Genomic DNA, 25,014 nt, shown 5'->3' with positions numbered 1-25,014 from the left:
TTCTGCCTACTGGACACGTGTGACTGTCGGCACATCGGCCCGCCATCGCCGTGATCGGCGCGGGTGCCGTCGGAGGTGTGGTCGCGTCGGCGCCGCACAGAGCAGGCCCCGGTGTGACGGTCCGCGTGCGTACCCGTTTCGACGAACTGCGGATCGAGAACGGCGCACGGGGCGAGCGCTTCCCGCTGCGGGTCGTGACCGGCCCGAGCGATCTGAGGCCGGTGCGCTGGGTCCTGCTCGCCGTGAAGCCGTTCGACACGGACAGCGCGGCCCCGTGGCTGCGCTCCGCACTGGTGCACATCCCGGCCGAGAGGCTCGCCCCGGGCCGTGTCCGGCCCGGTTACGGCGACAGCTTCCAGGTTCCGCGGAGGCCGTGGGCCACAGAGCCGGCCGTGACCGGGCTGACGGACAAGCGGATCGCCGAGCGGCTGTTCCTCTCGCACCGTACCGTCGGCGAACACCTGCTCCAGATCTGTCCGAAGCTCGGTATCGCCTCCCGGGTGGCGCCGCGGGCCGCCCCGCGCCCACCGGACACCGACTGACGGGCCTCGGGCCGGGCGGACCGCTTCCCCGGTGCGCCCGGCCGGACGCACCGGGGAGCGAAGTCACCGCGCCCGGCCGGCGCCGCCCGCCACGGTGTCACCGCACCTCACCCTTCCCCGCCCGGCAGCGCCGCGAGCGCTGCCTCGGGCAGGTCCTGCGGGAGGAGGGTGGTGAGCGCCTCCAGGTCGGGTGCGGGCAGGGACGCCAGCCGGCCCGCCTGCCGGGTCATCATGGTCTCCAGCAGCTGGCGGGCGAGACGCGCGTTGCCGAAGCTCTTGGTGCGCGGCAGGCCGTCGAGGTGGAGGCGCAGGGCCTCCCTGGTCTGCGGCGCGCACACGTATCCCGCCGTCGACGCCTGCTCCTCCATGATCGACAGCAGCTCGTCGGTGGAGTAGTCCTCGAAGGTGACGTGCCGGGAGAAGCGGGAGGCCAGGCCCGGGTTGGACTCCAGGAACCGGTCCATCTCCGCCGGGTAGCCGGCGACGATCACCGCGACCTCGTCGCGCCGGTCCTCCATCAGCTTCAGCAAGGTGTCCACGGCCTCACGGCCGAAGTCCTGCGGCGAGTTCTCGGGCGTCAGCGTGTACGCCTCGTCGATGAAGAGCACACCGCCGACGGCCTCCTCGAACTTCTCGGTGGTGAGCTGCGCGGTGTGCCCGATGTAGCGTCCGACCAGGTCGGCGCGGGCGACCTCGACGAGCTGGCCCTGGGAGAGCACTCCGAAGGACTTGAGCAGGTCGGCGTAGAGCCGGGCCACGGTGGTTTTGCCGGTGCCGGGCGGGCCGGAGAACACCGCGTGGTGGCTGACCGAGGGGGTCGGCAGTCCCAGCGCGGCACGCTGCCGGTAGTTGGTGAGCAGGTTCACGATGCCGCCGACCTCGCGCTTGACCGCCCCCAGACCGGTCATGGCGCGCAGCCGGGCCAGCACGTCGGACTCGCCGGGCCCCTTCTTCTTGACCTCCGTGCGCAGTTCCTCGGCGAGGTCGGCGCCGACGTCCTCGGGCAGCATCAGCATCAGGTCCGCCTCGCTGGCCTCGGGCAGGGTGGCCAGCCGCAGCGACTGCCGGTCGACCATCTCCTCGAAGACCTGGCGGGCGGCCCGGCCGTTGCCGAAGGTCGCGTCCCGTCGCATCCGGGAGAACCGCAGCCCCAGCGCCTGCCTGGTCAGCGGGTCCAGTACGTAGCGGTGGCCCGCGCACATGGACTCGGTGATGGTCACGAGTTCGTCCACCGAGTAGTTCTCGAACTCGATGGTCCGGGTGAAACGCGAGGCCAGGCCCGGGTTGGCGGCGAGGAACTCCTCCATCTCCTTCGGATAGCCCGCGACGATCACGACGGTGTCGTCACGGTGGTCCTCGATCAGCTTCACCAGGGTGTCGATGGCCTCCTGGCCGAAGTCGACGCTGGAACCCTTGCTGTCGGACAGCAGGGTGTAGGCCTCGTCGATGAACAGGACACCGCCCTGCGCCTGTTCGAACACCTCGGTGGTCTTGATCGCGGTGCCGCCGATCACCTGGGCGACCAGGTCGGCGCGGGCCACCTCGACGATATGCCCGGACGACAGCATCCCGAGGCTCGCCAGGATGCCGCCGTAGAGCCGGGCCACCGTCGTCTTGCCGGTGCCGGGCGGGCCCGCGAAGACCAGGTGACGGCTCATCGGCGGGGCGGGGATGCCCAGCCGGGCCCGTCGCTGGGCGAGCTTGCCCAGGCTGACGAGCATGTTGACCTGCTCCTTGACATGGGTGAGACCGACGAGGTCGTTCAACTCGGCGACCAGGGCGTTCTCCGGCACGCCGCCCTCCGTGCCGCCGGCATCGGTTCCGGTGTGCTCGGGTACGACCGGATCGGCGGCCGGGTCGGTGCCCTCGTCCGGCGACTTGTTGTCGACGCTGGTGAGACCGGAGAGCGTGAACTCGCCCCGGGACGGCGCGCGTTTGATGCCGGCGCCGCGGTTGGAGCGTACGGTGCAGTCGGTGACCTCGACGGAGCGGTCGGTGTCGATCCGGATGCCGTCCCCGGCGTTCCCGCTGAACTCACAGGACTTCAGCGCGACCCGGCCGCCCGTGCCGACGAGGGCACCGTGGCCGCCGCTGCCCAGCACCCGGGTGCGGACGAGCGACAGGTCGCCGTCCTCCTCGACCGCGGCTCCCGAGGCGGAGCAGCCGGAGATCTCGCAGTCCCGCAGCGTGACCCGCCCGTTGGCACCGACACAGACCCCGGACCGGCCCGCACCGCGCAGGGCGGAGGTTCCCATGTGCGGATTGCCGCCGCCCTCGACGCGCAGGGCGTGCCCGGCGCAGTCGCCCACCTCGCAGTCCTCGAACCGGCCGCGGCCGTTCCCGGCGACCAGGATGCCCGCGCCGCGCGCCTCCGTGATCCGGGCCCGGCGCAGCAGCGGATTGGCCCCGGTGGACAGCGACACCCCGTTGCCGCCGGCCCGTACGACGTCCAGCTGGTCGAACTCCGCGGCGGACTCGCCCTCCAGCAGCACGCCCACCGTCTTGCTGTTCGTCACCCGGGTCCCGGTCAGGGACGGGGTGCTGGACTCGTCGACGTACACGGCGGCCTCTTCGGCGGCGTCGAACGCGCAGTTCACGAAGTAACCGCGGGAGCGGCCGGTGACGTACAGGCCACTGCCCCGGGTGCGGGCGGTCTCGCAGTACGACAGCTGCGGGTCGGAGCGCTCCGCGACCACGAAGCCGTGACTGCTGGAGTCGTACACCTGCACATGGGACAGCTCGGTGCGCACGGAGCTCGCGAGATGCACGCCCACCGAGCACTCGCGCAGCGTCGTGCGCACCACCCGCAGCGACGTACCGCCCTCCAGGGCGAGTCCGGGCTTCTCCACGGCGGTGATCTCGCAGTCCTCCACGACGCCCCGGGACTGGCCGTTGGCCAGCACGCCGTTGCCACGCGCGTCCCGGATACGGCAGTTGCGCACATCGGCGCGGCCCTGCTCGCTGATCACCACACCGGAGGTGCCCAGGTTCTCGATCAGGCAGTCCGCGATGACGCTGCCGGTCGTGCCGGCCTCCACCACGCCCGCTCCGACGGGGTTGGTGATCCGGCAGGACCGTATGGCGAGGGAGCCGCTGCCGCGGCTGAGCAGGGCCGTCCAGCCCGCTCCGAGGACCTCGCAGCCGTCCAGGGCGACCTGGCCGCGGACCGCGTCGATCACCGGCAGCTCGCCCGCGCCTCCCCGCAGGAGCAGGTCGGTCAGCATCACGGCGTCGGCGGCGAGCGTGACGGCGGCGCCCTTGTCCGGGGCGATCTCGACGCTGCCGCGCGGGCCGTCGGCGACGATGGTCACCCGGTTGTTCACCACCAGGGTCTCCCGGTAGCTGCCCGGCCGGACGCTGATGACGGCTCCCGGCCGGGCGTTGGCGAGTGCCGCGCCGATGGTGGTGTGGTCGCACCCGTTCTCCTGGCCGACGGTGATCAGATGGCGGGCCACGCCTGCTCCTTCGTGTTCGCGGTGTTCGCGGTGGGTCAGTGCTGGGTTCCGGCGGCCCAGAGGGTCTGATCGCCGGAGCTCAGGATCGTGACGTTGCCGTCGTTCTGGATGACCAGCTTGGCGCCGGTGTGACCACCCGTCCGGGAGGACCACAGGGTGTGCTGGTAGGCGGACCGGACGACGAGTTCGCCGTCCGCCTTGAAGGTGGCGTAGTTGTTCTGTCCGGTGGTGCCCGACGACCAGCGGACGGTGCCGTTCTCGTCGGAGATGACGAGGTCACCGCCGGCACGCATGGTGATGCGCATCCGGTCGGAGTGCACCGACTCGCCGGGGCGCAGGGTCAGCGTGGAGGTGAAGACCTTGGTGCTCCACTGCGGCGCGGGGGCCGCCTCGGCCGGAGCGGGTGACGGATCGGCGGCCTGGTCGGCGGGGGTGTCGGCCGAGGTGCCGGCCGCCTGGGTGGACGTCGCCTGCTGACGGTCGGACGCCGGGGTGCTGTCCGCGGCCTTGGTGTCCGTCGTGCCGGTGGGTGTGGTGTCGGCGGCCTTCGTGTCGGTGGGCTTGGTGTCGGTGGGCTTGGTGTCGGTGGGCTTGGGGTCGGTGGGCTTGGTGTCGGTGGGCTTCGTTTCCGTGGGCTTCGTTTCCGTGGGCTTGCTGTCAGCGGGCTTGGTGTCCGTCGCGCCGGTGTCCGCGGGCTTGGTGTCCGTGGCCTTCGTATCAGCGGCCTTGGTATCCATGGGCTTGGTGTCCGCGGCCTTCGTGCCCGCGGCCTTCGTGCCCGCGGCCTTCGTGCCCGCGGCCTTCGTGTCCGCGGCCTTCGTGCCCGCGGCCTTCGTCGTGGTGGCGGCATCGGTGGACGTCGGCGAGGCGGTCCGCGCGGCAGCGGCCGTACCGGCCGCGCCGCCGGACTTCACGGCGGTGCCGGTGGCCGCCGTGCCCGCGGTTCGGGCCGCCGCCGTCGTGGTCGCGGCCTTGGCGGGAGCATCGGCGGCAGTCGTCCGCGCCGGTTTCGAATCCGTCGCCGCGTGCTTGGGCGCGCCGGTGCCGTGGGCGGCGGCGTTCTTCGAGGACGCGGCGACCACCGCCGGACCCGGTGCGTCGGCGTCCTGCGCCGGCCGCGCGGCGGCCACCGTGGTGCCGGTGGAGGGCGTGGGCGTATGGGCGCCGGAGGTATCCGCCGCCAGCACGCCGGGCACCACCGGGGACTGCGCCGTCGGCGAGCCACCCGCCGCGGAGGTGTCCGTCGAGCCGTGCCAGGCGCCGACGTCGGGGTCCAGCAGGTTGTCCGCGGACGTCGTCCCCCCACCGGTACCCGGGTCCTGCAACGGTACCTGGCTGGGATAGGCGTCGGGGTGCCGGTCGGGGGCGCCCCCCGACCCCACCGCCACCGGGTCCGCCTGCCCGAGGCCCTCGTACGTCGTCGTGTGGCCCTTGCCGTTGGACGTCATGAACGGGGTGGCCGCGACGACCGCCCCGGCCAGGGCGGCGGCGACCAGGAACGGCCGCTCGGCCACCTTCGACGTCAGCCGGCCGCCGCCCGCACGGCGCGGCGGCGAGCCCGCCGGGGCGGTCGCCGCGCCGTCGGCGCCGGTGGCCGCGGCCTCCTGGCCGGCCTCCTCCGTGCCGCGCGGGCGCCATGCGGCCGGGTCCGTCTCGGGCTCGTCCTGCGCCGTGCGGGACGCGGCCAGCGCCGAGGCCAGGGATCGCAGCGTGCTCTCGTCCGGTCCGGCGCCCAGCGGATCCGCCGGTGCGAGGGGGCTCATGCTCGCTCCGTCGGGCATGGGCAGCGCCGCGGCGCGACGGATCCGCCGGTCGGCGGACGCACTGCCGCTCGTGGCGATCGGTTCGGCGGCGGACCTCGGCGTTCTGGGGGTCATGACGCTCCTCGGGGCGGGACGCTGGAGGCAGGGGCTGGTCGGGACTGACTGCTGTCCGCGGGACCGGTCGCCTGGTCACCCGTGTCGGGGACGGGCGACGTCCCGGCGGGCGGGGCGGGTGGACCGGTGTACCGCTCGGGCGCCGCGGAGGGGGGGTCGAGGACGGTCCGCAGGCGGTTGAGGAGGGCCGCGTCCAGGTGCGGCAGCGAGGCGTGCGCGTGTCGCGGCACCTCTTGCAGGAGCCCGACGGTGGCCGGGCCACGGCGGGCGACCCCCAGGACGCGGAAGCGTGATTCCCGGGCGAAGAGGACGTCCTGGCCGTCGTCGCCGGCGCGGGTGCCGCTACGGCGCCCGGTGACCGACCAGATGAGGAGGTGATCGGTGGACGGCCCCGGATAGGTACGCCCGACCGAGACCGCGCGGACCGGCAGCTTCCCCTCCCACTCGTCGCCGACGGCCTCCGGCGTGAGGCGCGCGACGAATTCCTCGGCGGTGCTCACCGCGGCGCCCCGGTACGAGGGCAGTCGGCGCATGCCGGACCGCAGACAGCGCAGCAGGGTCCGGCTCTGGTCGTCGCCCTGCGCGAGCGCGGCGCGCAGCTGCGCGTCGTCCACCGCCGTCATATAGACGTGGACCGCGACCAGTTCCGCGATCAGGGCGTCCGACTGCTCACGCGAGGAAGCGGGGAACAGGCGCTCGACGATCTGTGAGGCGGCCGTGCGGTGCTGCTTCCAGAAGGGGCCGAGATAGGCGCGGAGCTTCTTGTGGTCGCTGTCCGAGGCGCCGCGCTCCGGTGACGTGTCCGGAGCGCCGGCGCGGCCGGTCGCACGACGCGACGGCTCGGAGGGGGAACCGACGCCCGCGGACGGGGGCTGCGGCTCCGGCGGCGCGGCCGGTTTCTCCCCCACGTGAGGCGGTACGGCGGCCTCCCGCGCCGACGCGCCTGCGACGGGCGGCGCGGAGGGGGTGTCCTGGGCAGGTGCGGAGAGGGTGCCTGCGGCGGGCGGCGCGGAGGGGATGCCCGGGGCAGGCGGCGCGGAAGGGATGCCCGGGGCGGGTGCGGAAGGGGTGCCCAAGGCAGGCGGCGCGGAAGGGGTGCCTGCCGGCGTCGGGGACGTCTTCGGCGGCTTCCCCGGCGTGCCGGTGCCGGACGCGGAGACCTCCCCCGCCGCCGCCGTACGCGGACCGGACGGCGCCGAGGGGGCGGACGCGGCGGTGGTGCCGGTCGACGCCGCAAGTGCGCCGACCGCGGGCTCCGGGGAGGAGCCGGACGGCGGACGGACGGTGGCCGGCGACTGCGTCTGCTCCTGCGGACGCACGCGTGCTCGTGCCGGGGACGGCCCGGAGGCGCGCACCGCGCTCGTGGACCCGGTCTGCGTGGGAAGCTCCCGCGGAACCACCGGCGTCTCGGCCCGGCTCCCGCGCTCGGGGAACGCGGACCCGTCGGCCCGCGAGACCTCGCGGGTCTCCTCGGACTCCTGGGTCTCCTGGGACTCCTGCGCCTCTTCTGACTCTTGAGTCTCTTCGGTCTCTTCGGTCTCTTCGGTCTCTTGCGTCTCGTCCGTCTCGCTCTCGTCCGTCTTGCTCTCGTCCGTCTCGTCCGTCTCGTCCGTCTGGGCGGCCTCTTCCTCCCGCTCCGGATCGGATGTCAGGCCGGAGGACGGGAAGGGCTCGGGGGCGGTGGACGGCACGGACGCCGCCGCCCCTTCGGCATCGGCCTCCTCCCGTGCCAGTGGCATCAGGGAGAAGTTGTGCCGGACCGTCAGCCGCCGCAGGTGCTCCATGCCCTTGCTGCCGAGGACACCGTGGACGTGGACGACGGCCCGTTCCCGCACCTCGGGGTCGAGCTCCCCGAACAGGCGGTCGAGGCTCGGCCACAGCGCGTCGTCTAGGGCCCGGCGCGGGGCACCGAGCTCGATGGCCACGGTGTCGGCGTCCGCCGTACGGGTCACCGCGGTGAGCGGGGGCTCGCTGCTGCGCGGGCCGGCCCACAGACCGGCGGGGGTGAGCGCCACCTTCCAGGTCGGGTCGAAGGGCAGGGCGTCGGGCCGGGCACCCTTGAGCAGCGGGGCCGGGCTGTGCCAGGAACTGACCAGAGCGCGCCCCCCGCGGCCGTCCGCTGCCGGCGCGCAGGTGAGCGTCTGCGCGAACGGCCGCCAGGCAGGCGTGCCGTCGGCGTCGACCATGTACAGCTCCGTCGACGCCCCGCCCGCCTCGTCCGTCTCCGGGTCGTCACCGTCGACCACCACGGGTATCCCGTTGGCCACGTGCACGTCGGTGCCGAGCAGGTCCGCCACCTGCTGCCCGGTCTCCAGCAGGGAGCGCCCGTCCAGGGACAGCAGCCGGATGTCCTTGCGCACCCGTCCCGGCAGCGCGGCGATCACGGTCGCCAGTCCCGCGGCGGGCACGTCCGCCGCGTCGACGAGCAGGTGCGGCCGGTCCGGGTCCGGAGGCACGGCGTACGGCAGGGTGTGCACGGCGGCGGGGGCCACGCCCGCGTGCCGGATCAGCAGGCCGGCCGGTACCGGCTCGACGACGTGGTCGGCGACCAGGCTCGGGTCCATCCGCCGTAGCCCGGCCTCCCAGTCGGGGATGGGCAGCCGGCTGCCGACGGGCCGCGGTACCTCGCGGAAGGAGAAGTGCCACCAGCCGCCGGGGGCGTCGGGGAGGTCGGGTGAGAAGAGCGTGCCGTCCGGGACGACGACCGCGGGCCCGGCGGTCGCCAGTACGTCGAGTTCCCACCGCTCGCAGATGAGCCTGGCCGTGGAGGAGCGGCCTTCCGCCTCGTCGGCTCCCGCCGACATCACCAGCCGCAGCAGCCGTACGTCGTCGTCCTTGAACCGCTGGAGCACCGGGGCGAGCAGGTCGCACAGTCCCTCGACACCGTCCTCGCCGAGGGGGGCGCCGACGAGCACCGCGGCCTCCTCGGGACGGGCGGGCCCGAGCCAGTCGGCGATGTCCGCGAGCCGCCGTGGCGGTGTGCTGCCCGTGTGCACCAGGTGCACCCGTTCACCGGCGCGCGACACTGTCAGGCGGGGGGCCGGGTGCCGGTCGGCCTGCCCGCCTCGCCTACCGGTGCCGCGCCGGATCATCACACACTCCTCACGAGGACGGCGGCCACGCGGTCCTCACAGTCCGCGGTCACATCCGGCAGGGGTGGCATCGCAACCGCCCGGCGCGGGAAGTGACCCGTCGATGCCGGCCGGCCGGTGCCGAGCCGAAACCGAACGAAGAAACGGTGTTCTACGGTTCGCCCCTTGCGAGGCCACGTACGGCTGGTCGGCGTCGGCCCACTGCCACACGTGTTTCTCATGGGCAGCTTACCCGCTGTCGGCAACGGTCGGGCCAGGGCACCGTGTCTGGGACGCGATCGTCACATGTGTTCCGAGCCCCCACCGCGAGCTGACTAGCATGTCCCCATGCCCACATCCAGCGGGACACCTCAGCCGCGGCCGGTGGCATGCCAACCGGTCGCCAGGGCCAGGGAATTCGATGACATGACCGACGACAGCCTGTTCCCGCGCCGTCTCACACGCGGAACCCGGAAAGGAGACGTCCGGGTGGTCCGACCGGGACGCGGGCCCGGTGCGCCGCGTCTGTCGGTGCTGGCCCCGCTGCTCGGCGCGGCACTCGCCGTGGTTCCGGCGGTGAGCGCCGAGGCCGCCGGGGACGCCACGCCGACGCCGGTCGCCTCGGCGTCGGCCGGGCCCAAACTGCGGTTGATACCCCCCTCGCTCGACCCGGAGTCCGGCACCTGCACCAAGGCCTCGCCGACCCAGGTGGCCGCCACACCCTGGGCGCAGCTGAGCCTGAACCTGGCGCAGGCCAACCGTTACACCCAGGGCGGCGGCGTTCTGGTCGCCGTGGTGGACACGGGTGTGGCTCCGCAGGCCGCCGGGCTCGCCGGGCGCGTGCGGGCGGACGGTGCCGCCGCTCAGGACTGCGTGGGTCACGGCACGTTCCTGGCCGGGGTGATCGCCGGCTCGGCGGTGCCCGGAAGCGGTTTCGCGGGCGTCGCGCCCAAGGCCCGTATCGTCGCGGAACGGGGCACGGACCAGTGGGGCCGGCCGAGCGCCGACATGGTCGCCGACGGCATCGAGGCGGGCATCGCGGCCGGCGCGAAGGTGGTGGACGTCTCGGCGGCCCTGCCCGCGTACACCGCCCGGCTGCGGGCCGCCATCAAGCACGCCGCCGCCGCGGACGTCCTCGTGGTGGCTCCGGCCGCACCCGACACCGCGCCGCGGACCGGTTCCGGACAGTCCTCGGCTCCCCCGCCCGCCTCCTACTGGCCGGCCGCCTCGGTCGGTGTGCTCTCGGTCATGGACGTGGACATCAACGGTCAACGCCCCGACGGAATACCGCAGCCGGAACACGCGGACCTGGCCGCGCCCGGCGACGGCATCACCGGGATCGGCCCGAAGGGCACCGGGAACTACGTCGCGAGCGGCGCGTCCGTGGCCACCGCCTTCGTGGCCGGGACCGCCGCCCTGGTGCGGGCCCATCTGCCGCACCTCACCGCGGCCCAGACCGCCGCCCGGCTGAAGGCCACCGCAGCGCACGCCGAGGTGCCGCTGCTCGATCCCTCCGGCGCGCTGAGCACGGTGCTGCCCACGGGGGCGGCACCGTCCAGCGGGCCGGACGCCGCACTGCACCTGCCCGACGCGGCACCGACGAGCGGTGTCGTCCCCCGGGCCTGGGCGCTGGCGGGAGCGTGCCTGCTGCTGGGCGTCCTGGCGGCCGGGGCCATGGCGGTGGCCCGGGTGCGCCTGTCCCGGCGGACGGCCGGGCAACGACGGACCTGAGCCACCGGGCCTCGCGACGCGGGGGCCGGGCCGGACACTTCCTGCCGAACCCGGCCCCCACGCGTCCCCCGCCACTGGCGCCGAAACCGCCACCGACGACCGTCCGATACCCGACCCTTCACCCCGCCCGGCCCCGTCATCCACCCTTCGGCGGCCCCCGCTCCACGCCCTGTCCACCGGGCACACGACCGCACCCCGGCCATCGCGGTCCCCTCCCCCGGCGGCCGGGCCCCCACCTCGACATCCGAGGTGGGGGCCGCCGCGGTCAGTGGCCCGTCGGCGCCTCCGCCGTCTGGTCCTCCAGGAACGCCGTCTGGATCTGCGTCACGCTGCGGCGCGTGATGTAGTTGCCGCGGCCCGGCGGCAGTACGCGCGGCTTGACGTTGCCGAACACGTATCCCTCGCTGGGCGGGCAGGACAGCAGCAGGCCCGGGGCGTTCACCTCCAGCATGCGCCGCACGAGCGGGTCGTTGACGCCGCGCACCGCGCCCGCCGCGGACCGGGTGACGACCATGTGCAGACCCACTTCGTAGCCGAGGGGAAGGTGTTCCAGCAACGGCTCGAAGACGGTCCGCATGGGGGCGGCGACCAGGTCGTAGTCGTCCACGAGGATGAACAGCCGGGGCCCCGCCCACCAGTCGGCCAGCCGCATCCGGGCAGGTGTGATCTCCGGGCCGGGCGTACGGGTCTTCAGGGCCCGTGCCACACCCTGCACGTACTCCTCCAGCTGGTCCACCGACACCGCGTGTCCCAGCCGGTACGCCTCGGGGACCGACTCGACCAGTTCGCGGCGGAAGTCGACCGCGAGGATCCGTGCCTCGGCCGGGGTGAACCGCTCGGTCACCGCCTTCGCGACCACGCGCAGCAGGTTCGTCTTGCCCGACTCGGTGTCGCCGAAGGCCACCAGGTGCGGGGTCTCCGCGAAGTTGTGCCAGGCGGGCGCCAGTTGGTTCTCCTCGATACCGAGCGCGATCTGCAAGGGCCGCCCCTCCGGCGCGGGGGCGAGGTCGCGGGCGTCGAAGAGCGTCGGGAGCATCCGCACGGGGGGCGCCGTGGGACCCTGCCAGCTCTCGGTCACGGCCTGGACCAGGTCGGCGACGCCGTCGCCGAGGTCGGCGGGGTCGTCGACGCCGTCGATGCGCGGCAGCGCGGTGAGGAAGTGCAGCTTCGAGTCGACCGTCAGGCCCCGGCCGGGAATGCGCGGGATGCTCTTGGCCTGCCGGATGTCGATCATGGAGTCCAGCGGGTCGCCCATCCGCAGCTCCAGCTTGGTGGCCGACTGGTCGCGGATCGCGGCGGTCAGTTCGACCCAGCGGGTCGTGGTGGTCACCACGTGGATGCCGTAGTTGAGGCCGGTCGTGGCGAGCTGGCCGATCACCTGGACGTGGTCCTGGAAGTCCTGCCGGACGGTCTGCCATCCGTCGACGACCAGGAACACGTCGCCGTGCCGCTCCTCGGGGAAATCGCCCGCCGCCCGGCGGCGGCGCAGCGTGGCCATCGAGTCGATGCCGTGCTCCAGGAAGAGCCGCTCGCGGTGGGCGAGCAGCGTCATCATCTCGGCCAGGGTGCGTCCCACGCGCTCACCCTCCAGCCGGCCGGCGACGCCGCCGACGTGCGGCAGGCCGGCCAGCGAGGCGAGCGAGCCACCGCCGAAGTCCAGGCAGTAGAACTGCACTTCGCGCGGGGTGTGGGTGAGCGCCAGCGCGGTGATGAGGTCGCGTACGAGGGTGGACTTGCCGCTCTGCGGCCCGCCGCCGATGGCCACGTGGCCGCCGGAACCGCTGAGGTCCACCATCATCGGCTCACGCACCTGCTCGAACGGCTTGTCCACGATGCCGAGCGGAACCCGCAGCTTGCCGCGGCCCTCCCAGTCGGCGGTGGTGAGCCCGAGTGCGGGGTCCGGGACCAGCGGCGGCAGCAGCGCGTCGAGGGTGGGCGGTGCGCCGAGCGGCGGCAGCCACACCTGGTAGGCCGGCGGTCCCGCGTCGCGCAGCTTGTCGATGGCCACCGCCATCAGGCTGGTGTCGTCCTCGTCGTCTCCCTGCGCGCCGGCGGCCTTCTCCGGCTCCTCGGCCGCCGGTTCCTCCCGCGCGTTCACCCAGTCCCCGGTCCAGGGCATCACCTGGCCGGCGATCTTCTCCTGGGCGAGCGCGCCGACCCGCTGCCGGTACGGTCCCGACACATAGGCGGCACGGAAGCGGGTGAGCGGCTCCACACCGCTCTTGAGGTATCCGGCGCCCGGCTGGGAGGGCAGTTCGTAGGCGTCCGGCACGCCGAGCACACCCCGGCTCTCCATCGCGGAGAACGTGCGCAGGCCGATCCGGTACGACAGGTGGCTCTCCAGCTGGTGCATACGGCCCTCGTCCAGGCGCTGCGAGGCGAGCAGCAGATGGACGCCCAGGGAGCGGCCGAGCCGGCCGATGGCCACGAACAGGTCCATGAACTCGCGGTGCGCCGAGAGCAGTTCGCTGAACTCGTCGACGACCACCAGCAGGCTGGGCAGCGGCTCCAGGTCCGCTCCGGCGGCGCGCGCCTTCTCGTAGTCCAGGGCGGAGGTGTAGTTGCCCGCGGCGCGCAGCAGTTCCTGGCGCCGCTGCATCTCGCCGCGCAGCGCGTCCTGCATGCGGTCCACCAGGGCGGCCTCGTCGGCGAGGTTGGTGATGACCGCGGAGGTGTGCGGGAGGGCGTCGAAGCCGAGGAAGGTCGCGCCGCCCTTGAAGTCGACGAGGACGAAGTTCAGCGTCTCGGACGAGTGGGCCAGGGCGAGCCCCAGGACCAGGGTGCGCAGCAGTTCGCTCTTGCCGGAGCCGGTGGCGCCGATCAGCATGCCGTGCGGGCCCATGCCGTCCTGCGCGGACTCCTTGATGTCGAGTTCCACCGGCCGGCCGTCGGCCCCGACGGCGATGGGCACGCGCAGCCGCTTGTTCTGCCCGGCCCGCCGCTCCCAGTACTCCTGCGCGGAGTAGCGGTGCAGATCGGTGATGCCGAGGAGGGCGGTGAGCTGGATGTCGGTGGACAGCGGCTGCGCGACCTGCGCGGTGGCGCCGGTGCGCATGGGCGCGAGCTGGGCGGCCAGGGACCGTGCGGCGGCGGGGCCGAGCCGGTCGGCGCGGCCCAGCGGGATCGCCGTCTCCTTGCGGTTCCGGTCGGTCCGCACGATCTTCACCTCGTCGTACGCCCCGGCCGTCGGCGCGGTCCCCTCGGCCTCCTCCACGAGCAGGCGCAGCACGGTCCGGCCGGGCTTCCAGGCCAGCGTCTCGGAGACGTCGAGCAGCACGGTGTTGCGGTACCCGGCACGTTCGAAGCGGTGGCCGGAGGGGACCTGACCGCCGTCCAGGACGACCACGACGTAGGGCTCGTCCTTGGTCGGTGACGCACCCGCCTCGAAGACACCGCGGTCGGTGAGTTCCGCGCCCAGCAGATCCTCCAGCTCGGCCACGGTGGACGTGATCAGCCGGGCCGGTCCCGCGCCGTCGGACTCCTTGGGGTGCAACGCGTGCGGCAGCCACTTCGACCACTCCCACTCCACGCGGTTCTCCGGCGCCACGCAGAAGGCGATCACCAGGTCCTGCGGGGTGTGCAGCACCGCGAGTTGGGCGAGCAGCGCCCGCGCCGTCGCGAGCACCTTCTCGCGTTCCCCCCGGAACAGGATGCGCGCCCACGCCCGCAGGAACACGGCGATGGGCTGCTCGGGCACGGTGGAATAGGCGTTGATGAAGGCGCGGAGCGCGTGCGCGGACAGCGGGTCGAGGTCCTCGACCGGCTTCGCCGTCTTGTTGACCAGCTGCATCGCGAGGCGCTGCTCGCCGACCGCGATGCGCACCTCCGCGAAATCGTCGTCGGAGGCGCGGCGTTCCCACAGCCGGGTGGTCTTCGCGAACGACCACAGCACGGCCGGGTCGGGGTGCTTCCAGGCCAGCGCGCGCTGCTGTTCGGTGACCGCGGACCGCACCCGGCGCCGCACACCGCCGAGGTAGCGCAGGTAGTCCCGGCGTACCCCCTGCATCTTCTGCTTGCGCTCGGAGCCGGACTTCACCAGCTGCCCGACCAGCATCATGATCATCGAGAGCAGCATCAGCCCGACCACCAGATAGATGATCGGGCCCGTCCCACTGCCGATACGTGTATACAGCAGCACCATACCGACGGACATACCGGCCATCGGCAGATAGGTGAGCATGTTGGCCGAGGACGACGGGGCCGCCTCCGCGAGCGTCGGTGGTTCCTGGAGCGTCAGCTCACCGTCGGGCAGTTCCGGGCCGCGTCGGCGGGCCGGCCTGCGGAAGACAACCACACTCACGACTGGGCTCTCCTTCAACTGTGCACAGGGCGGTTCGGCAGGGCCCCCGCGCAGGGGTGATGAGGGGCCTGGAGAGCGGGCTCACCACAGGGTGACATCCAGGTGACTGTCACCGCGGGGGACGATCCCGGCGCCGGGCCGCGGCGGCATCGCAGCCACCCGAGGACACATGTGCTCCCAGGGGCTCGGGTGAAGAAACGCTTCCGGACATGAGAGTATCTGACTCTCAGGTATTTCCGGCTCAGGCATCGCATGGCCTCGACCGCCCTCGCTTCACCCGGCAGACTGAAGACGCGCGCCGTGGTGGGGCGGAGCGTCCCGACCGCTTCGCCCTGCCGCACACGTGTTCCGGCGGAGCACGCTGCGGCACGGCCGTGTATCTCTCCACGGAAGGCTGTTGCCCCCCATGAGCGAAGGCTCGCTGAACGGGCTGTGCCGCCTCACGGTGCGCGCCCCCGACAAGACACTCGACCTCGCGGTCCCGGCCGACGTGCCGATAGCCGACCTGCTGCCCGTGATCGCGGGGCACGCGGGCGAAGACCTGAGCGAGCACGGCCTGGAACACGGCGGCTGGGTGCTGCAACGGATCGGCGGCCATGCCCTGGACCTCGAGGGCACGCCCGAGTCGCTCGACCTGAGGGAGGGCGAGACGCTGCTGCTGCGCCCGCACACCGAGACCCTGCCGCCGGTGCGTTACGACAGTCTGCTGGAGGCCGTCTCGGCCGTCGTCCAGCACCTCCCGCACGCGTGGAGCCCGCAGATCAGCCGCTGGGTGCTGCGGGTGCTCATGGCCGCCGCGCTGCTCGGCTGCCTGGTGCTGCTCGTCACGGCGAAGGGCGACCCCGGCGACCGGATCACCCTCGCCGCGGGCGCGGCCCTGCTCGCGCTGTCCGGGGCGGGCTCGGCCGCCCGGGTGCTGGAGGACCCCCAAGGAGGCGTGCTGCTGGGCCTGTTCGGCTCCGCCTTCCTGGCGGTGTCGGGTCTGCTGCTGGTCGGCGGCGGGCAGGCCGGGGACGGCTCGGCCCGCACCGCGGGCGCCCATCTGCTCGCGGCGGGGGCGGCGGGCACCGTGGGCCTGGTCCTTGCCACCGCGGTGGTGACCGGCTATCCGGTCGTGTTCGCGTCCTGCGGGGTCCTGACGCTGGCGGCGGTGCTCGGCGGTGCCCTCATGATCGCTCTCGACGTCTCCGCCCACCGGGCCGCCGCCGCGGTCGCCGCGGGCGCCGTCCTGCTCGGCGCCTTCATTCCGATGATGTCCTTCTCCCTGTCGGGGCTGCGGCTGCCCCCGCTGCCCACCAACCCCGGTCAGCTCCAGGAAGGCATCGAGCCACGCTCCGAGGACGACGTCGCGAGCGGCGCCGCCGCCGTGGACCACTGGATGACCGGTCTGTACGCCGCCGTGGGCGTGGTCTGCCTGGCATGTCTCGCCGCGATGGCCCGGCACCCCGGCCTGCCCGAGACGGTCACCGTGCTGGTCCTGGCGGTGCTGCTCGGTCTGCACGGGCGCAGCCTGGGCACCTCCTGGCAGCGGATCGCGCTGAGCCTGCCCGCGGGCATCGGCACGGTGCTCCTGATCGTCGAACTGGCCACCCGGCACGGCCGGCACGGGGAACTCCTCGGCATCGCCGCCCTGCTGCTGTGCGCGGCCCTCGCCGCGGTCGTCTCCTGGACGGTGCCCGGTCGGCGGCTGCTGCCGTACTGGGGCCGGGCGGGCGACCTGATCCAGTCCGGCGCGGCTCTCGCACTGCTCCCTCTCGCCCTGTGGGTCCTGGACGTGTACCAGCGCCTGCGCGGCCTGTTCGGCTGAACCGAGGAGGTGTCGTCATGCAGTCCCGACGCGACCAGGTCATCGCCCACCAGTTCCTGGTGTCCCGGCTGACCTCGGGTTTGCTCCGCGCGGATCCCGATGCGGCGGAGCCGCCCACCCGGCGGACCAACCGCGGTATGACCTACGGAATGGTGATCGCCGCCGTCGTGTCCGCCGGATCCCTGGTGTTCGGCCTGGTCAAGCCCGGCGGCAACACCACCTGGGAAAGCGGCAAGGCGCTCATCGTCGAGAAGGAGACCGGCACCCGGTACGTGTACGACGGCCGGCTCCACACCGTGCGCAACTACCCCTCCGCGCGTCTGCTGCTGGGTGCCGGCATGACCACCGTGTCGGTGTCCGCCAACTCCCTGAGCTCGGCCCGGCACGGCACCGAGGTCGGCATCCCCGGCGCCCCCGACTCGCTGCCCACCACGGAGAACCTGAACAGCCACCCCTGGCAGGTGTGCGCGGCCACCACCACGACCGGTTCCGGAGCCCGCAAGCCGCTGACGGTCCTCGCCGTCGACAGCGCGCAAGAGGGCACGGGCGTACGGGAGGACCAGGCCGTGCTGGTCAAGGGACCCGACGGCAACATCTATCTGCTGTGGCAGGACAACCGGTTCAAGGTGGCCGGCGGTCAGGAGGCGCTGGCGGCGCTCGGCTACGGCGGTGCGACCGCCACCACCGTCTCCGCGGCGTTCCTCGACGCCGTGCCCGCCGGCCCCGACCTGGCGGCTCCCCCGGTGACGGGCCTGGGCGGCAGCGGTCCGGCGCTGGACGGCAAGGCCACCCGGGTCGGCCAGGTGTTCACCGTTCAGACCCCCGGGTCCGCCAAGCGCTACTACGTGCTCGGCGGCGACGGTCTCGTCCCGATCACCCCGACGCAGGCCGCGCTCGCCCTGGGCGACCCGGAGGTCAGGCAGAAGGCCTACCGGGGAGCCGTCCCGACGGAGGTGGTCCTGTCGGCGCAGGCACTCGGCGACGCGCTGGCACCCTCGGGTTCGGCGACCAGCGCCGCTGTACGGCGGGCCGGTTCACAGCTTCCGGGGCACCCGCCGGCCCTGCTGGGCGTGCCCGAATCCTCCGGTGTGTGCGTCGGCCTCGACGCCGAGGGCGCGACGGGCATCCGGGTGACGCTCTCGCTGGTGCCGGGGAAGACGGTCGTCGAGGAGGCCCTCCCGCCGCTGAAGGCGCTGGCACCCGCGTGCCTGCCCGTCGACGGCATCGCGGTGGCGCCGGGCAGCGGAAGTCTGGTGCGCGCGCTCAACAGTTCGGGGGGCGGCACGGGAACCACCACGTATCTGGTCACGGACAACGGGGTGAAGTACCGGGTGCCCACGGCGGACGCCGCGAAGGCGTTGGGGTACGACCTGTCCGCCGCGGACGGTCTGCCCGCCCCGCTGCTGGACATGCTCCCCACCGGCCCCGACCTGTCGGCGCAGGCCGCGGTGACGGGCCGGGCGACGGCCACGGGCTCACCCGTGTGTGAGCAGGGCAACAAGGGAAACGCGAAGGCGGGTTGACGTCGCAACGGATAGTGTGAACCAGTCCAGGCACGTATCTCGTCTTCAACAGTGGCGGCGGAGGTGTCGGCATCGAGACACCTCCCGTCGGCCGCACGGCCGCTCCGGCCTATCGGAGCACCTCACGACACCGCGGAGAGGAACCATGGACACCAACAACCAGAAGTCAACAAAAGAGGCCTACATCAAGTCCATCGGGTTTCTGGAGCAGGCCCGCAAGGGCCTCCAGTCCACGCAGGACGTGGTCAGGTCGCACCGGGAATCCCTCGCCACGCACTACCAGGGCAGGGACGGCGTCGCGTTCGGACAGGTGATCGACACCTGGCTGGAAGAGGTCGACCGGATCATGAACACCTGCATCGCGATGGAGAACACGCTCGGCGAGAGCATGCAGCGCGACGAGCACGTGCAGGAGTCCAACTTCCAGGCCGTGGTCAACAGCGGTGGCGGCCTGTCGGGTTTCGGCCAGGGCGTCACGAGCGTCGCCTCCTCGGGCGGCTCCACCGCGGACAGCACCTACGGGGCGCTGGTTCCCTGATCCTGACCCGGCCGCCGGCCGGTCAGCACCACATCGCAGTACACCCACGACTTCCAAGGAGAAACCGTGTCGGACGGCATTGACATTGATCACCTCCAGGTCGGCCAGTCGGTCGCGGCCATGCAGGAGCAGACCCGGGCGATCGCGAAGACGATGAGCGAGCTGGAGACCAACATCGGCACCGTCGTCGGCGCCTGGACGGGTGCCGACAGCAACGTCTACTACCAGCAGGTCCTGCCCACCTGGCACACCGAGGTGGACAACCTGTCGCTCATCCTCGAGCGGTTCTTCACGACCCTGAACGACGTCTCGGACAACTACAAGAAGGTCGTGCAGACGAACGCGCAGGGGTTCATGGACATCCGGATGTAACTCCGCACAACAACACGTCGAAGCGGTAGGAAGGCGCACATGCCCGGTAGCGAGAACCACCATCTGGACCAACTGGATTTTGCAGCCCTGCAGAATTTCATCGACACCGACGTCAGCGGCTTCCTCCGCGTGATCGACAACATGCGGTCCGCGGACGCGCACCCCACGTCGCTCTACGACGTCAGCAAGAAGCCCCAGGTACTGGCCATCGGCCCGATGGCGGGAGACGACCAGACCGGCGGCAAGAACATCTGCGACAACGCGAAGAAGGCCGCCACCGCGATCGACGAGGTTCTCAATCGTCACAAGGCCGGGTTCACCAAGCTCCAGGCCGATCTGCGCAACGTCATCACGACCATGAAGGACGCGCAGGCGCACAACCTCTCGGAGGTCGAGTCGCAGAAGTTCATGAAGGCGATCAGCGACTACCAGTCAGCCATCGGCGGCGGCTCCGCGACCGGGGCGGGCAGTGGCACCGGCAACGGCCAGAACTCCCTGAACCTCTGACCGCCGACGACATCCCCGGAGTAGTAGGACCATGGCCGCGCAAAGCTGGGAAGACATCCTCCACCTGTTGACCGGCTGGTCGCTGGTCACACGCGCCGACGTGACGAAAGCCACCGGCGACAGTGGTATCCCCTGGATCAATTACTCGTTCAAGGCAGGGGGGAAGCAATTCGACAGCGAGGACGACTTCCTCGCCTGGATCGTGCCGAAAGACGGCAACAAGGGCTGGCACTTCGAGTTCTTCACGAGTGGTGGCGGCAAGGCGGCACGCAAGTGCCGGGCCGACATCACCTACTTGGACGATCCTTCGTTCCACGGGTACTGGGACAGGTCGGACGGTTCTCTCAGCAGCCTGCTGACGAACTACTCCTCGTTGAAGGGCGAGATCAGCGTCAGGGGGGACGGTGCGCCCGCGGTGGATGGCGTGCAGCTCAAGACGTTCGCCGAACTGGCCTGGTCGTTCGACGCCGCAGGGGATTTCTTCAAGCAGCAGACCGAGGTCCTCGCGGAGTGGAAGCGGCAACTCGGCAGTGAGCAGGCGTCCTGGAAGGGGAACGCCGCAGGCGCGTTCTGGCTCCTGGTCGACGACCTCCACAAGAAGTACGAGAACTACACCTCGCAGCTTCAGCCGCCGGGGTTCAGTCCGCAGCACCGGTCACCTTCCACGGGATACGTCAGCAAGACGCTGCACGGGGATGACCTGGTCGGGGCCGAACAGTCCCTGTACAAGGCGTACACGGACCTGTACAAGATCTACTCGGATTTCTTCTGGCAGCGGGGAAAGCCCATCACCACCTCGCTGCCGGACGGTTCGAAGACAGAGCAGAACATCCCCGCCGATCCGCAGGATGTACTCAACCAGGTATTCAGCGAGATGAGGAACTGGATCTTCGAGCACAACTCTCGCCAGATCCTGGAGGAAGTCGACACCCAGAGCAACACGATCATCGGCGCGGCGTTCACGTCGAACTTCTCGGAGGACACCGCGTTCGGCGGACTGACCTCCACGTCCACCTGGCACGCGGTGGTCCAGGAAGCCATGAACCGCTGGACCACCAACATCGAGACCAATCTGGACGCGCCTGCTCGGCAGGTGCTGGAAACCCTCCAGAAGGACTGGTCACGTGTGCTCGACCCGTCGTGGAATCCGGCGTACTCCTTCAGCGACACCGGTTCGTCGCTGACCTCGGACGTGCAGCAGGAGAACGGCGACAAGGGCAACAGCAGCCTGAACGACAACCTCAAGAAGCTCGGGGACGGCCTCAACCACCTCGGGGACGGCGTCAACAACGGCTTCAAAGGCTTGGGTGACGGCCTCGGCAACAGCTTCCACAGCCTCGGCGACGGGCTCGACAACAGCTTCCAGAGCCTCGGCAACGGGCTCAACAACGTCGGGAACGGCCTCGGCAACAGCCTGGCGAACCTCACCGGCAACGGTGGCGCCTCGCACGGGCTGGACAACGGGCCGGGCCACCAGATCACGACCAAGACACCTGACCTCACGGGCAACGGCGGCTTCGGCGGCGACGTACCGAACATCACCACCATGCCGGCGAACGGCGGCGGCCTCACGAACTTCGGCTCCGGACTGCCCATCCGCAACATCGACGGCAGCACCACCACCCGTACGCCCACCGGCGTGACGACCACCTACCCGGGCGGCAACTCGGTCACCCGGAGCGCCGACGGCAGCATCACCTCGACGTTCCCCGACGGAACCCGCCGGACGGTCTCACCCGGCGGCGACGTGACCACCGTCGACCCGCAGGGCAACTCCACCACCAGCCACCTCGGCGTCGGTGAGTCGCTCCGCAACCCGGACGGCACCAGCATCACCCGCAACGCAGACGGCAGTCTGACCCAGACGGCACCCGACGGCACCAAGACGACCACGTTCCACAACGGTGCGTCGGAAATCGTCAAGCCGGGCGGCGAGACACAGCTGACCTCTCCCGACGGCACCGTCTCCCACGTCAACTCCGACGGCAGCCTCACCACCGACAACCCGGACGGCTCCAAGGTCACCGTGCACCCCAACGGGGACGTGACCAGCGTGGACGCGCAGGGGCACACCACCACCAGCCACCTCGGCGCCGGAAAGAGCATCACCACGGGCGACGGCAGCACCATCTCCGTCGACGGCAAGGGCGACATCATCACCCGCAACCCGGACGGCAGCACCACCACGCTGCACCCGAACGGGAAGATCACCACGACCGAGGCGACGGGGTACAGGACGAGTCCCCACTCCGGCGGCGGCAACGTGCACATACCGTCCGTCGACATCCCCACCTACAGCGGCGGCGGGGTCACCACTCACACGCCGGACGGCACCGCCATCACCAGGCACCCCGGCGGCGTCACCGAGTACAAACACACGGACGGCAGCGGACTGGTGACCACCTCGGACGGGCGGTACCAGACGACCCCGAGCCCGCAGAGCGCGGCGGCGACGGAGGCCAACAAGGCGCTCACGGCAGGGGTGGGGGCCGGCGCGGGAGCCGGCGTCGGCGCGGGCGCAATGACCGGGGGTGCGAACACCGACAGCCAGAGCGCCATGGGGCTGCTCTCCCCGATGATGATGATGGCCGGCATGAACCGCATGGGCGGCCAGCAGGGCGGCCAGGGCGGCGGCGACCGGGAGCGCAACCTCTACGACGGCAACGACATGGACGGTGCCGTCATCCAGCACGGCATGTCCCCGTTCGCCGCCCGTGCCACTCCCGAGGAGCCGGAGGAGTGGGAGGAGGAGGAGACCGACTCCGACGAACTCCTCGGCTCGCGCCGCCCGTCCACCGAGTCCGGCTACGGACCGGCCGGCGGCTCCCGGCAGGCGACCGACAGTGCCGCCTGGAAGGGGAAGGGCAAGGACGTCTGGGGCACCGAGGAGGGCGGGCTGCCCGCCTCGATCGGCCACTGAACCCGGAGCACCCGACCAACGGAGAATCCATGAGTTCATCACTGCAGGAACAGCAGCAGCAGGCACTGGCCGAGTTCATGAAGACGCGCGAGGCGCTCATGGAGGCCAGGAGGGAGATCCAGTCGATCTCCGTCACGGCGCGGTCGCGCGACGGTGCCGTGGAGGTCACCGTCGGCTCCGACGGGGCGCCGTCGGGGCTGCGCTTCCCCAACAACAAGTTCAAGGAGATGACCGGGCAGGCACTGGCGGCCAGCGTGCTGGAGGCCATGTCGGCGTCGCGGGCCCAGGTGACCTCGCGTGCCATGGCCCTCGTCCAGGCCGCGGGCGCCGGCGCTCCGACGACGCTGGACGGCGGAGTCCTCGACCGCGTCGACCTGGACAAGCTCCTGGACGGCGGATCACTGGAGGAAGTCCTCGCCCCGCGGCCCGCCGGAGGTGACAAACGTGGCTGACGACAACGTCTTCATAGCCGACCCCAGCCGTATCCAGTCCGGCGCCGGCGCCACCGACCAGGTCGCGGAGACGACGGACCGCGCCGCCGAGCAGTTCGCCGACGACACCGCCTTCGACCCGGCGGACCCTCCGTGGGGCAACGACTCGTACGGCAAGCAGTACGTCCAGAACTACGTGCCGTTCCACAACCTGCTCAGGGACGGCATACGCGACCTGGCGCAAGCCATGGAGAGCGCCGCGCGCCTCACCCTGAGCTCGGGCAAGAACTTCGAGAAGACCCAGACCGACAACACGAACGCCATCCACGACCTGCCCACCCCGCACTCGCACATCTGACGGGCGCGTCGGCGGCTCGCCGAGCAGGTGGCACCAAGCGAAGAGGACCTCATCGCACCGGGAGACCGGGGGCGGTGAGGTCCTCTCGTGTGATCGGGTCCGGTTACTTCTTGGACCACTTCTGGTTGTCGGTGCCGGCGCAGTCCCACAGTTGCAGGCGTGTGCCGTTGGCGGTCCGCTGGTCCTTCACGTCCACGCACTTGTCGGCGAGGACGCTGGTCAGGTCCTGCCTGAAGTTGAGCCGGAACTGCTGGGCGGGGCCGCCGTTGCAGTTCGCCAGCTGGACGACCGTACCGTCGGAGGTGGAGGCGCCCGCGGCGTCCATGCACAGGCCGAAGGCGCGGATCGTACCGTCGGAGGCGAAGGTCCACTTCTGCGCGGCCGAACCGGAGCAGTCACGGATCTCCAGCGGGGAACCGTCCTTGCCCTGGCCGCCCGCCACCGTGAGGCAGCGGCCGGAGGCGTGGCTGAACACCATGACACCCGAACCGCCCGAACCGCCCGAACCGCCGGAGCTGCCGGAGGTGGACGGAGCCTTCGTGTGACGCGGGGCCGCGGGGGCCTTCGTGGCATGGGTGGCGGGGTGGGTCGCGGTGGAGGACGTACTGCCGCCCCCCGTCTTGCCGTGGCCGTGCGAGGCCGACGACCCCGAGGAGGAGCCGTGCGAGCCGCCCCCGCTCGCGCCGGTCCCGGCATGCTTGCCGTGTCCCGCCGGGCTCGGGTCGCCGTGCCCCGTGGAGACGTGGCCGCCGGCGGCACCCGACTTGTGAGCGGACGGCGCCGGGAGCGCACCGGGCACACCCGCCTGCGGGCCGCCGTCCGAACCCGGATCGAGCAGGGTGGCGGCGGGGTCCGGGGCGGCGCGGTCATGACCGCCGCCACCGCCACCGCGCAGACCGACCAGGACACCCGCCACCAGGACGACGCCGGTGACCGCGGCGACGGTGAGCAGGGTGCGGTGGGAGCCGCGCAGCAGGGCCCGGGCGCCTCGTCCCGCCGCTGCCGTCCGCGTCCGGCCTTCGGCCACACCGGCGGCCTCGCCGGCGGCGGCGCCACCGGTGCCGGGGTCCGCCTTCGCGGAGACCAGGACGTCCGGGTCGCGACGGCTTCGGCCGGCGCCGTCCTCACCCTCCGGCGTGGCGGTGGCCGGCGTGACCGTCTCGGCCGCGGCGGTGCCGGCCCGCCGCCGCGGACCGCGCGGTGACAGCAACGACAGCGGCGACGGGGCGACCGCGCCTCCGGTGGACTGCGTCTCGGTCTCACGGGAGTCGGTCCGCGTCCGCGTACCGCTCTCGGCCTCGGTCTCCGCGCCCTCGTCCGGGGGCTGGAGCGACGACGTCTTCCGTGGGGCCTTGGTCTTCGAGCCGGTGGGTTCCCTGCGTCCGTCCGGCGTGCCCTTGGGCGCCGGCGGCTTCGTCGCCGATTCCGTGGGCATCGGAGGAACTGGTTCCGAGGGGGCGGGGCCGGTGCCGGCTGCCACGCCCGGGATGACTGGTGTGCTTGCCGGAGCCGCGCGGGCGGGCCGCGGCGGATCTGGAGACTTCATGTGCTTCCTTTCGAGGGAGCGCAGACCGGGTCCGGT

Annotated in this window: 14 protein-coding genes and 2 pseudogenes; 11 read left to right on the top strand and 5 right to left on the bottom strand. The window is 72.0% G+C overall.

Annotation, left to right across the window (positions count from 1 at the left end; genetic code table 11):
* Positions 1 to 50: 50 nt before the first annotated feature.
* Both AB0947_RS29115 and AB0947_RS29110 read left to right on the top strand, forming a co-directional pair.
* A pseudogene (locus tag AB0947_RS29115) lies at positions 51 to 281 on the top strand (2-dehydropantoate 2-reductase N-terminal domain-containing protein); the annotation flags it as partial.
* 117 nt (positions 282 to 398) lie between these two features.
* Positions 399 to 542: pseudogene (locus AB0947_RS29110) on the top strand (LuxR C-terminal-related transcriptional regulator); the annotation flags it as partial.
* Between the two features lie 107 nt (positions 543 to 649).
* On the opposite strand, the gene AB0947_RS29105 reads toward AB0947_RS29110, so the two are convergent.
* From AB0947_RS29105 to AB0947_RS29095, 3 genes are read right to left on the bottom strand one after another with little or no spacing between them, the layout of a single operon-like run.
* On the bottom strand, positions 650 to 3,997 hold the full coding sequence (locus AB0947_RS29105; RefSeq protein WP_366753312.1) for a right-handed parallel beta-helix repeat-containing protein: 3,348 nt from the start codon (positions 3,995 to 3,997) through the stop codon (positions 650 to 652).
* A gap of 35 nt (positions 3,998 to 4,032) precedes the next feature.
* Entirely contained in the window at positions 4,033 to 5,874 is a 1,842-nt protein-coding gene (locus AB0947_RS29100; RefSeq protein WP_366753311.1) for a hypothetical protein, read from the bottom strand.
* Complete coding sequence (locus tag AB0947_RS29095; protein WP_366753310.1) at positions 5,871 to 8,966, bottom strand: hypothetical protein; 3,096 nt, start codon at positions 8,964 to 8,966, stop codon at positions 5,871 to 5,873. The genes AB0947_RS29100 and AB0947_RS29095 overlap by 4 nt, the downstream gene beginning before the upstream one ends.
* Positions 8,967 to 9,434: 468 nt before the next feature.
* Here AB0947_RS29095 and AB0947_RS29090 point away from each other — a divergent pair, with 468 nt between their 5' ends.
* The gene (locus AB0947_RS29090) at positions 9,435 to 10,676 is read left to right on the top strand and encodes a S8 family serine peptidase (RefSeq protein WP_366753309.1); all 1,242 of its coding nucleotides are present in this window, start codon (positions 9,435 to 9,437) and stop codon (positions 10,674 to 10,676) included.
* A gap of 265 nt (positions 10,677 to 10,941) precedes the next feature.
* Here the strand turns inward: AB0947_RS29090 and eccCa are convergent, their stop codons facing one another.
* Positions 10,942 to 14,976 carry a type VII secretion protein EccCa gene (eccCa, locus tag AB0947_RS29085; protein ID WP_366753308.1) on the bottom strand — a complete coding sequence of 1,345 codons (4,035 nt, stop codon included), beginning with the start codon at positions 14,974 to 14,976 and terminating at the stop codon, positions 10,942 to 10,944.
* Positions 14,977 to 15,382: 406 nt separating this feature from the next.
* On the opposite strand from eccCa, the gene eccD reads away from it, so the two are divergent.
* From eccD to AB0947_RS29045, 8 genes are all read left to right on the top strand, one after another.
* Positions 15,383 to 16,783: a type VII secretion integral membrane protein EccD gene (gene eccD / locus AB0947_RS29080; RefSeq protein ID WP_366753306.1), complete on the top strand. Its 1,401-nt coding sequence runs from the start codon at positions 15,383 to 15,385 to the stop codon at positions 16,781 to 16,783.
* A 17-nt stretch (positions 16,784 to 16,800) separates the two neighbouring features.
* Positions 16,801 to 18,306 carry a type VII secretion protein EccB gene (eccB, locus tag AB0947_RS29075; RefSeq protein WP_366753305.1) on the top strand — a complete coding sequence of 502 codons (1,506 nt, stop codon included), beginning with the start codon at positions 16,801 to 16,803 and terminating at the stop codon, positions 18,304 to 18,306.
* 145 nt (positions 18,307 to 18,451) lie between these two features.
* A complete protein-coding gene (locus AB0947_RS29070) occupies positions 18,452 to 18,844 on the top strand; it encodes a hypothetical protein (protein WP_366753304.1) in 393 nt (130 codons plus the stop codon).
* A 66-nt stretch (positions 18,845 to 18,910) separates the two neighbouring features.
* On the top strand, positions 18,911 to 19,216 hold the full coding sequence (locus tag AB0947_RS29065; protein WP_366753303.1) for a hypothetical protein: 306 nt from the start codon (positions 18,911 to 18,913) through the stop codon (positions 19,214 to 19,216).
* Between the two features lie 39 nt (positions 19,217 to 19,255).
* The gene (locus AB0947_RS29060) at positions 19,256 to 19,723 is read left to right on the top strand and encodes a type VII secretion system-associated protein (RefSeq protein ID WP_366753302.1); all 468 of its coding nucleotides are present in this window, start codon (positions 19,256 to 19,258) and stop codon (positions 19,721 to 19,723) included.
* A 31-nt stretch (positions 19,724 to 19,754) separates the two neighbouring features.
* Complete coding sequence (locus AB0947_RS29055) at positions 19,755 to 22,643, top strand: AAWKG family protein (RefSeq protein WP_366753301.1); 2,889 nt, start codon at positions 19,755 to 19,757, stop codon at positions 22,641 to 22,643.
* Positions 22,644 to 22,672: 29 nt separating this feature from the next.
* The gene (locus AB0947_RS29050) at positions 22,673 to 23,095 is read left to right on the top strand and encodes a YbaB/EbfC family nucleoid-associated protein (protein WP_366753300.1); all 423 of its coding nucleotides are present in this window, start codon (positions 22,673 to 22,675) and stop codon (positions 23,093 to 23,095) included.
* Positions 23,088 to 23,432: a hypothetical protein gene (locus tag AB0947_RS29045; protein ID WP_366753299.1), complete on the top strand. Its 345-nt coding sequence runs from the start codon at positions 23,088 to 23,090 to the stop codon at positions 23,430 to 23,432. The genes AB0947_RS29050 and AB0947_RS29045 overlap by 8 nt, the downstream gene beginning before the upstream one ends.
* A 103-nt stretch (positions 23,433 to 23,535) precedes the next feature.
* On the opposite strand, the gene AB0947_RS29040 is transcribed toward AB0947_RS29045, so the two are convergent.
* Positions 23,536 to 24,867 carry an RICIN domain-containing protein gene (locus AB0947_RS29040; RefSeq protein WP_366753298.1) on the bottom strand — a complete coding sequence of 444 codons (1,332 nt, stop codon included), beginning with the start codon at positions 24,865 to 24,867 and terminating at the stop codon, positions 23,536 to 23,538.
* Positions 24,868 to 25,014: the final 147 nt, after the last annotated feature.

The organism is Streptomyces sp. NPDC047841 (assembly GCF_040704085.1).
In the GTDB taxonomy this organism is placed as follows: Bacteria; Actinomycetota; Actinomycetes; order Streptomycetales; family Streptomycetaceae; genus Streptomyces; species Streptomyces argyrophylli.
The sequence above is the reverse complement of the archived record's forward strand: the minus strand, read 5'-3'. Positions and strand labels throughout refer to the sequence as shown.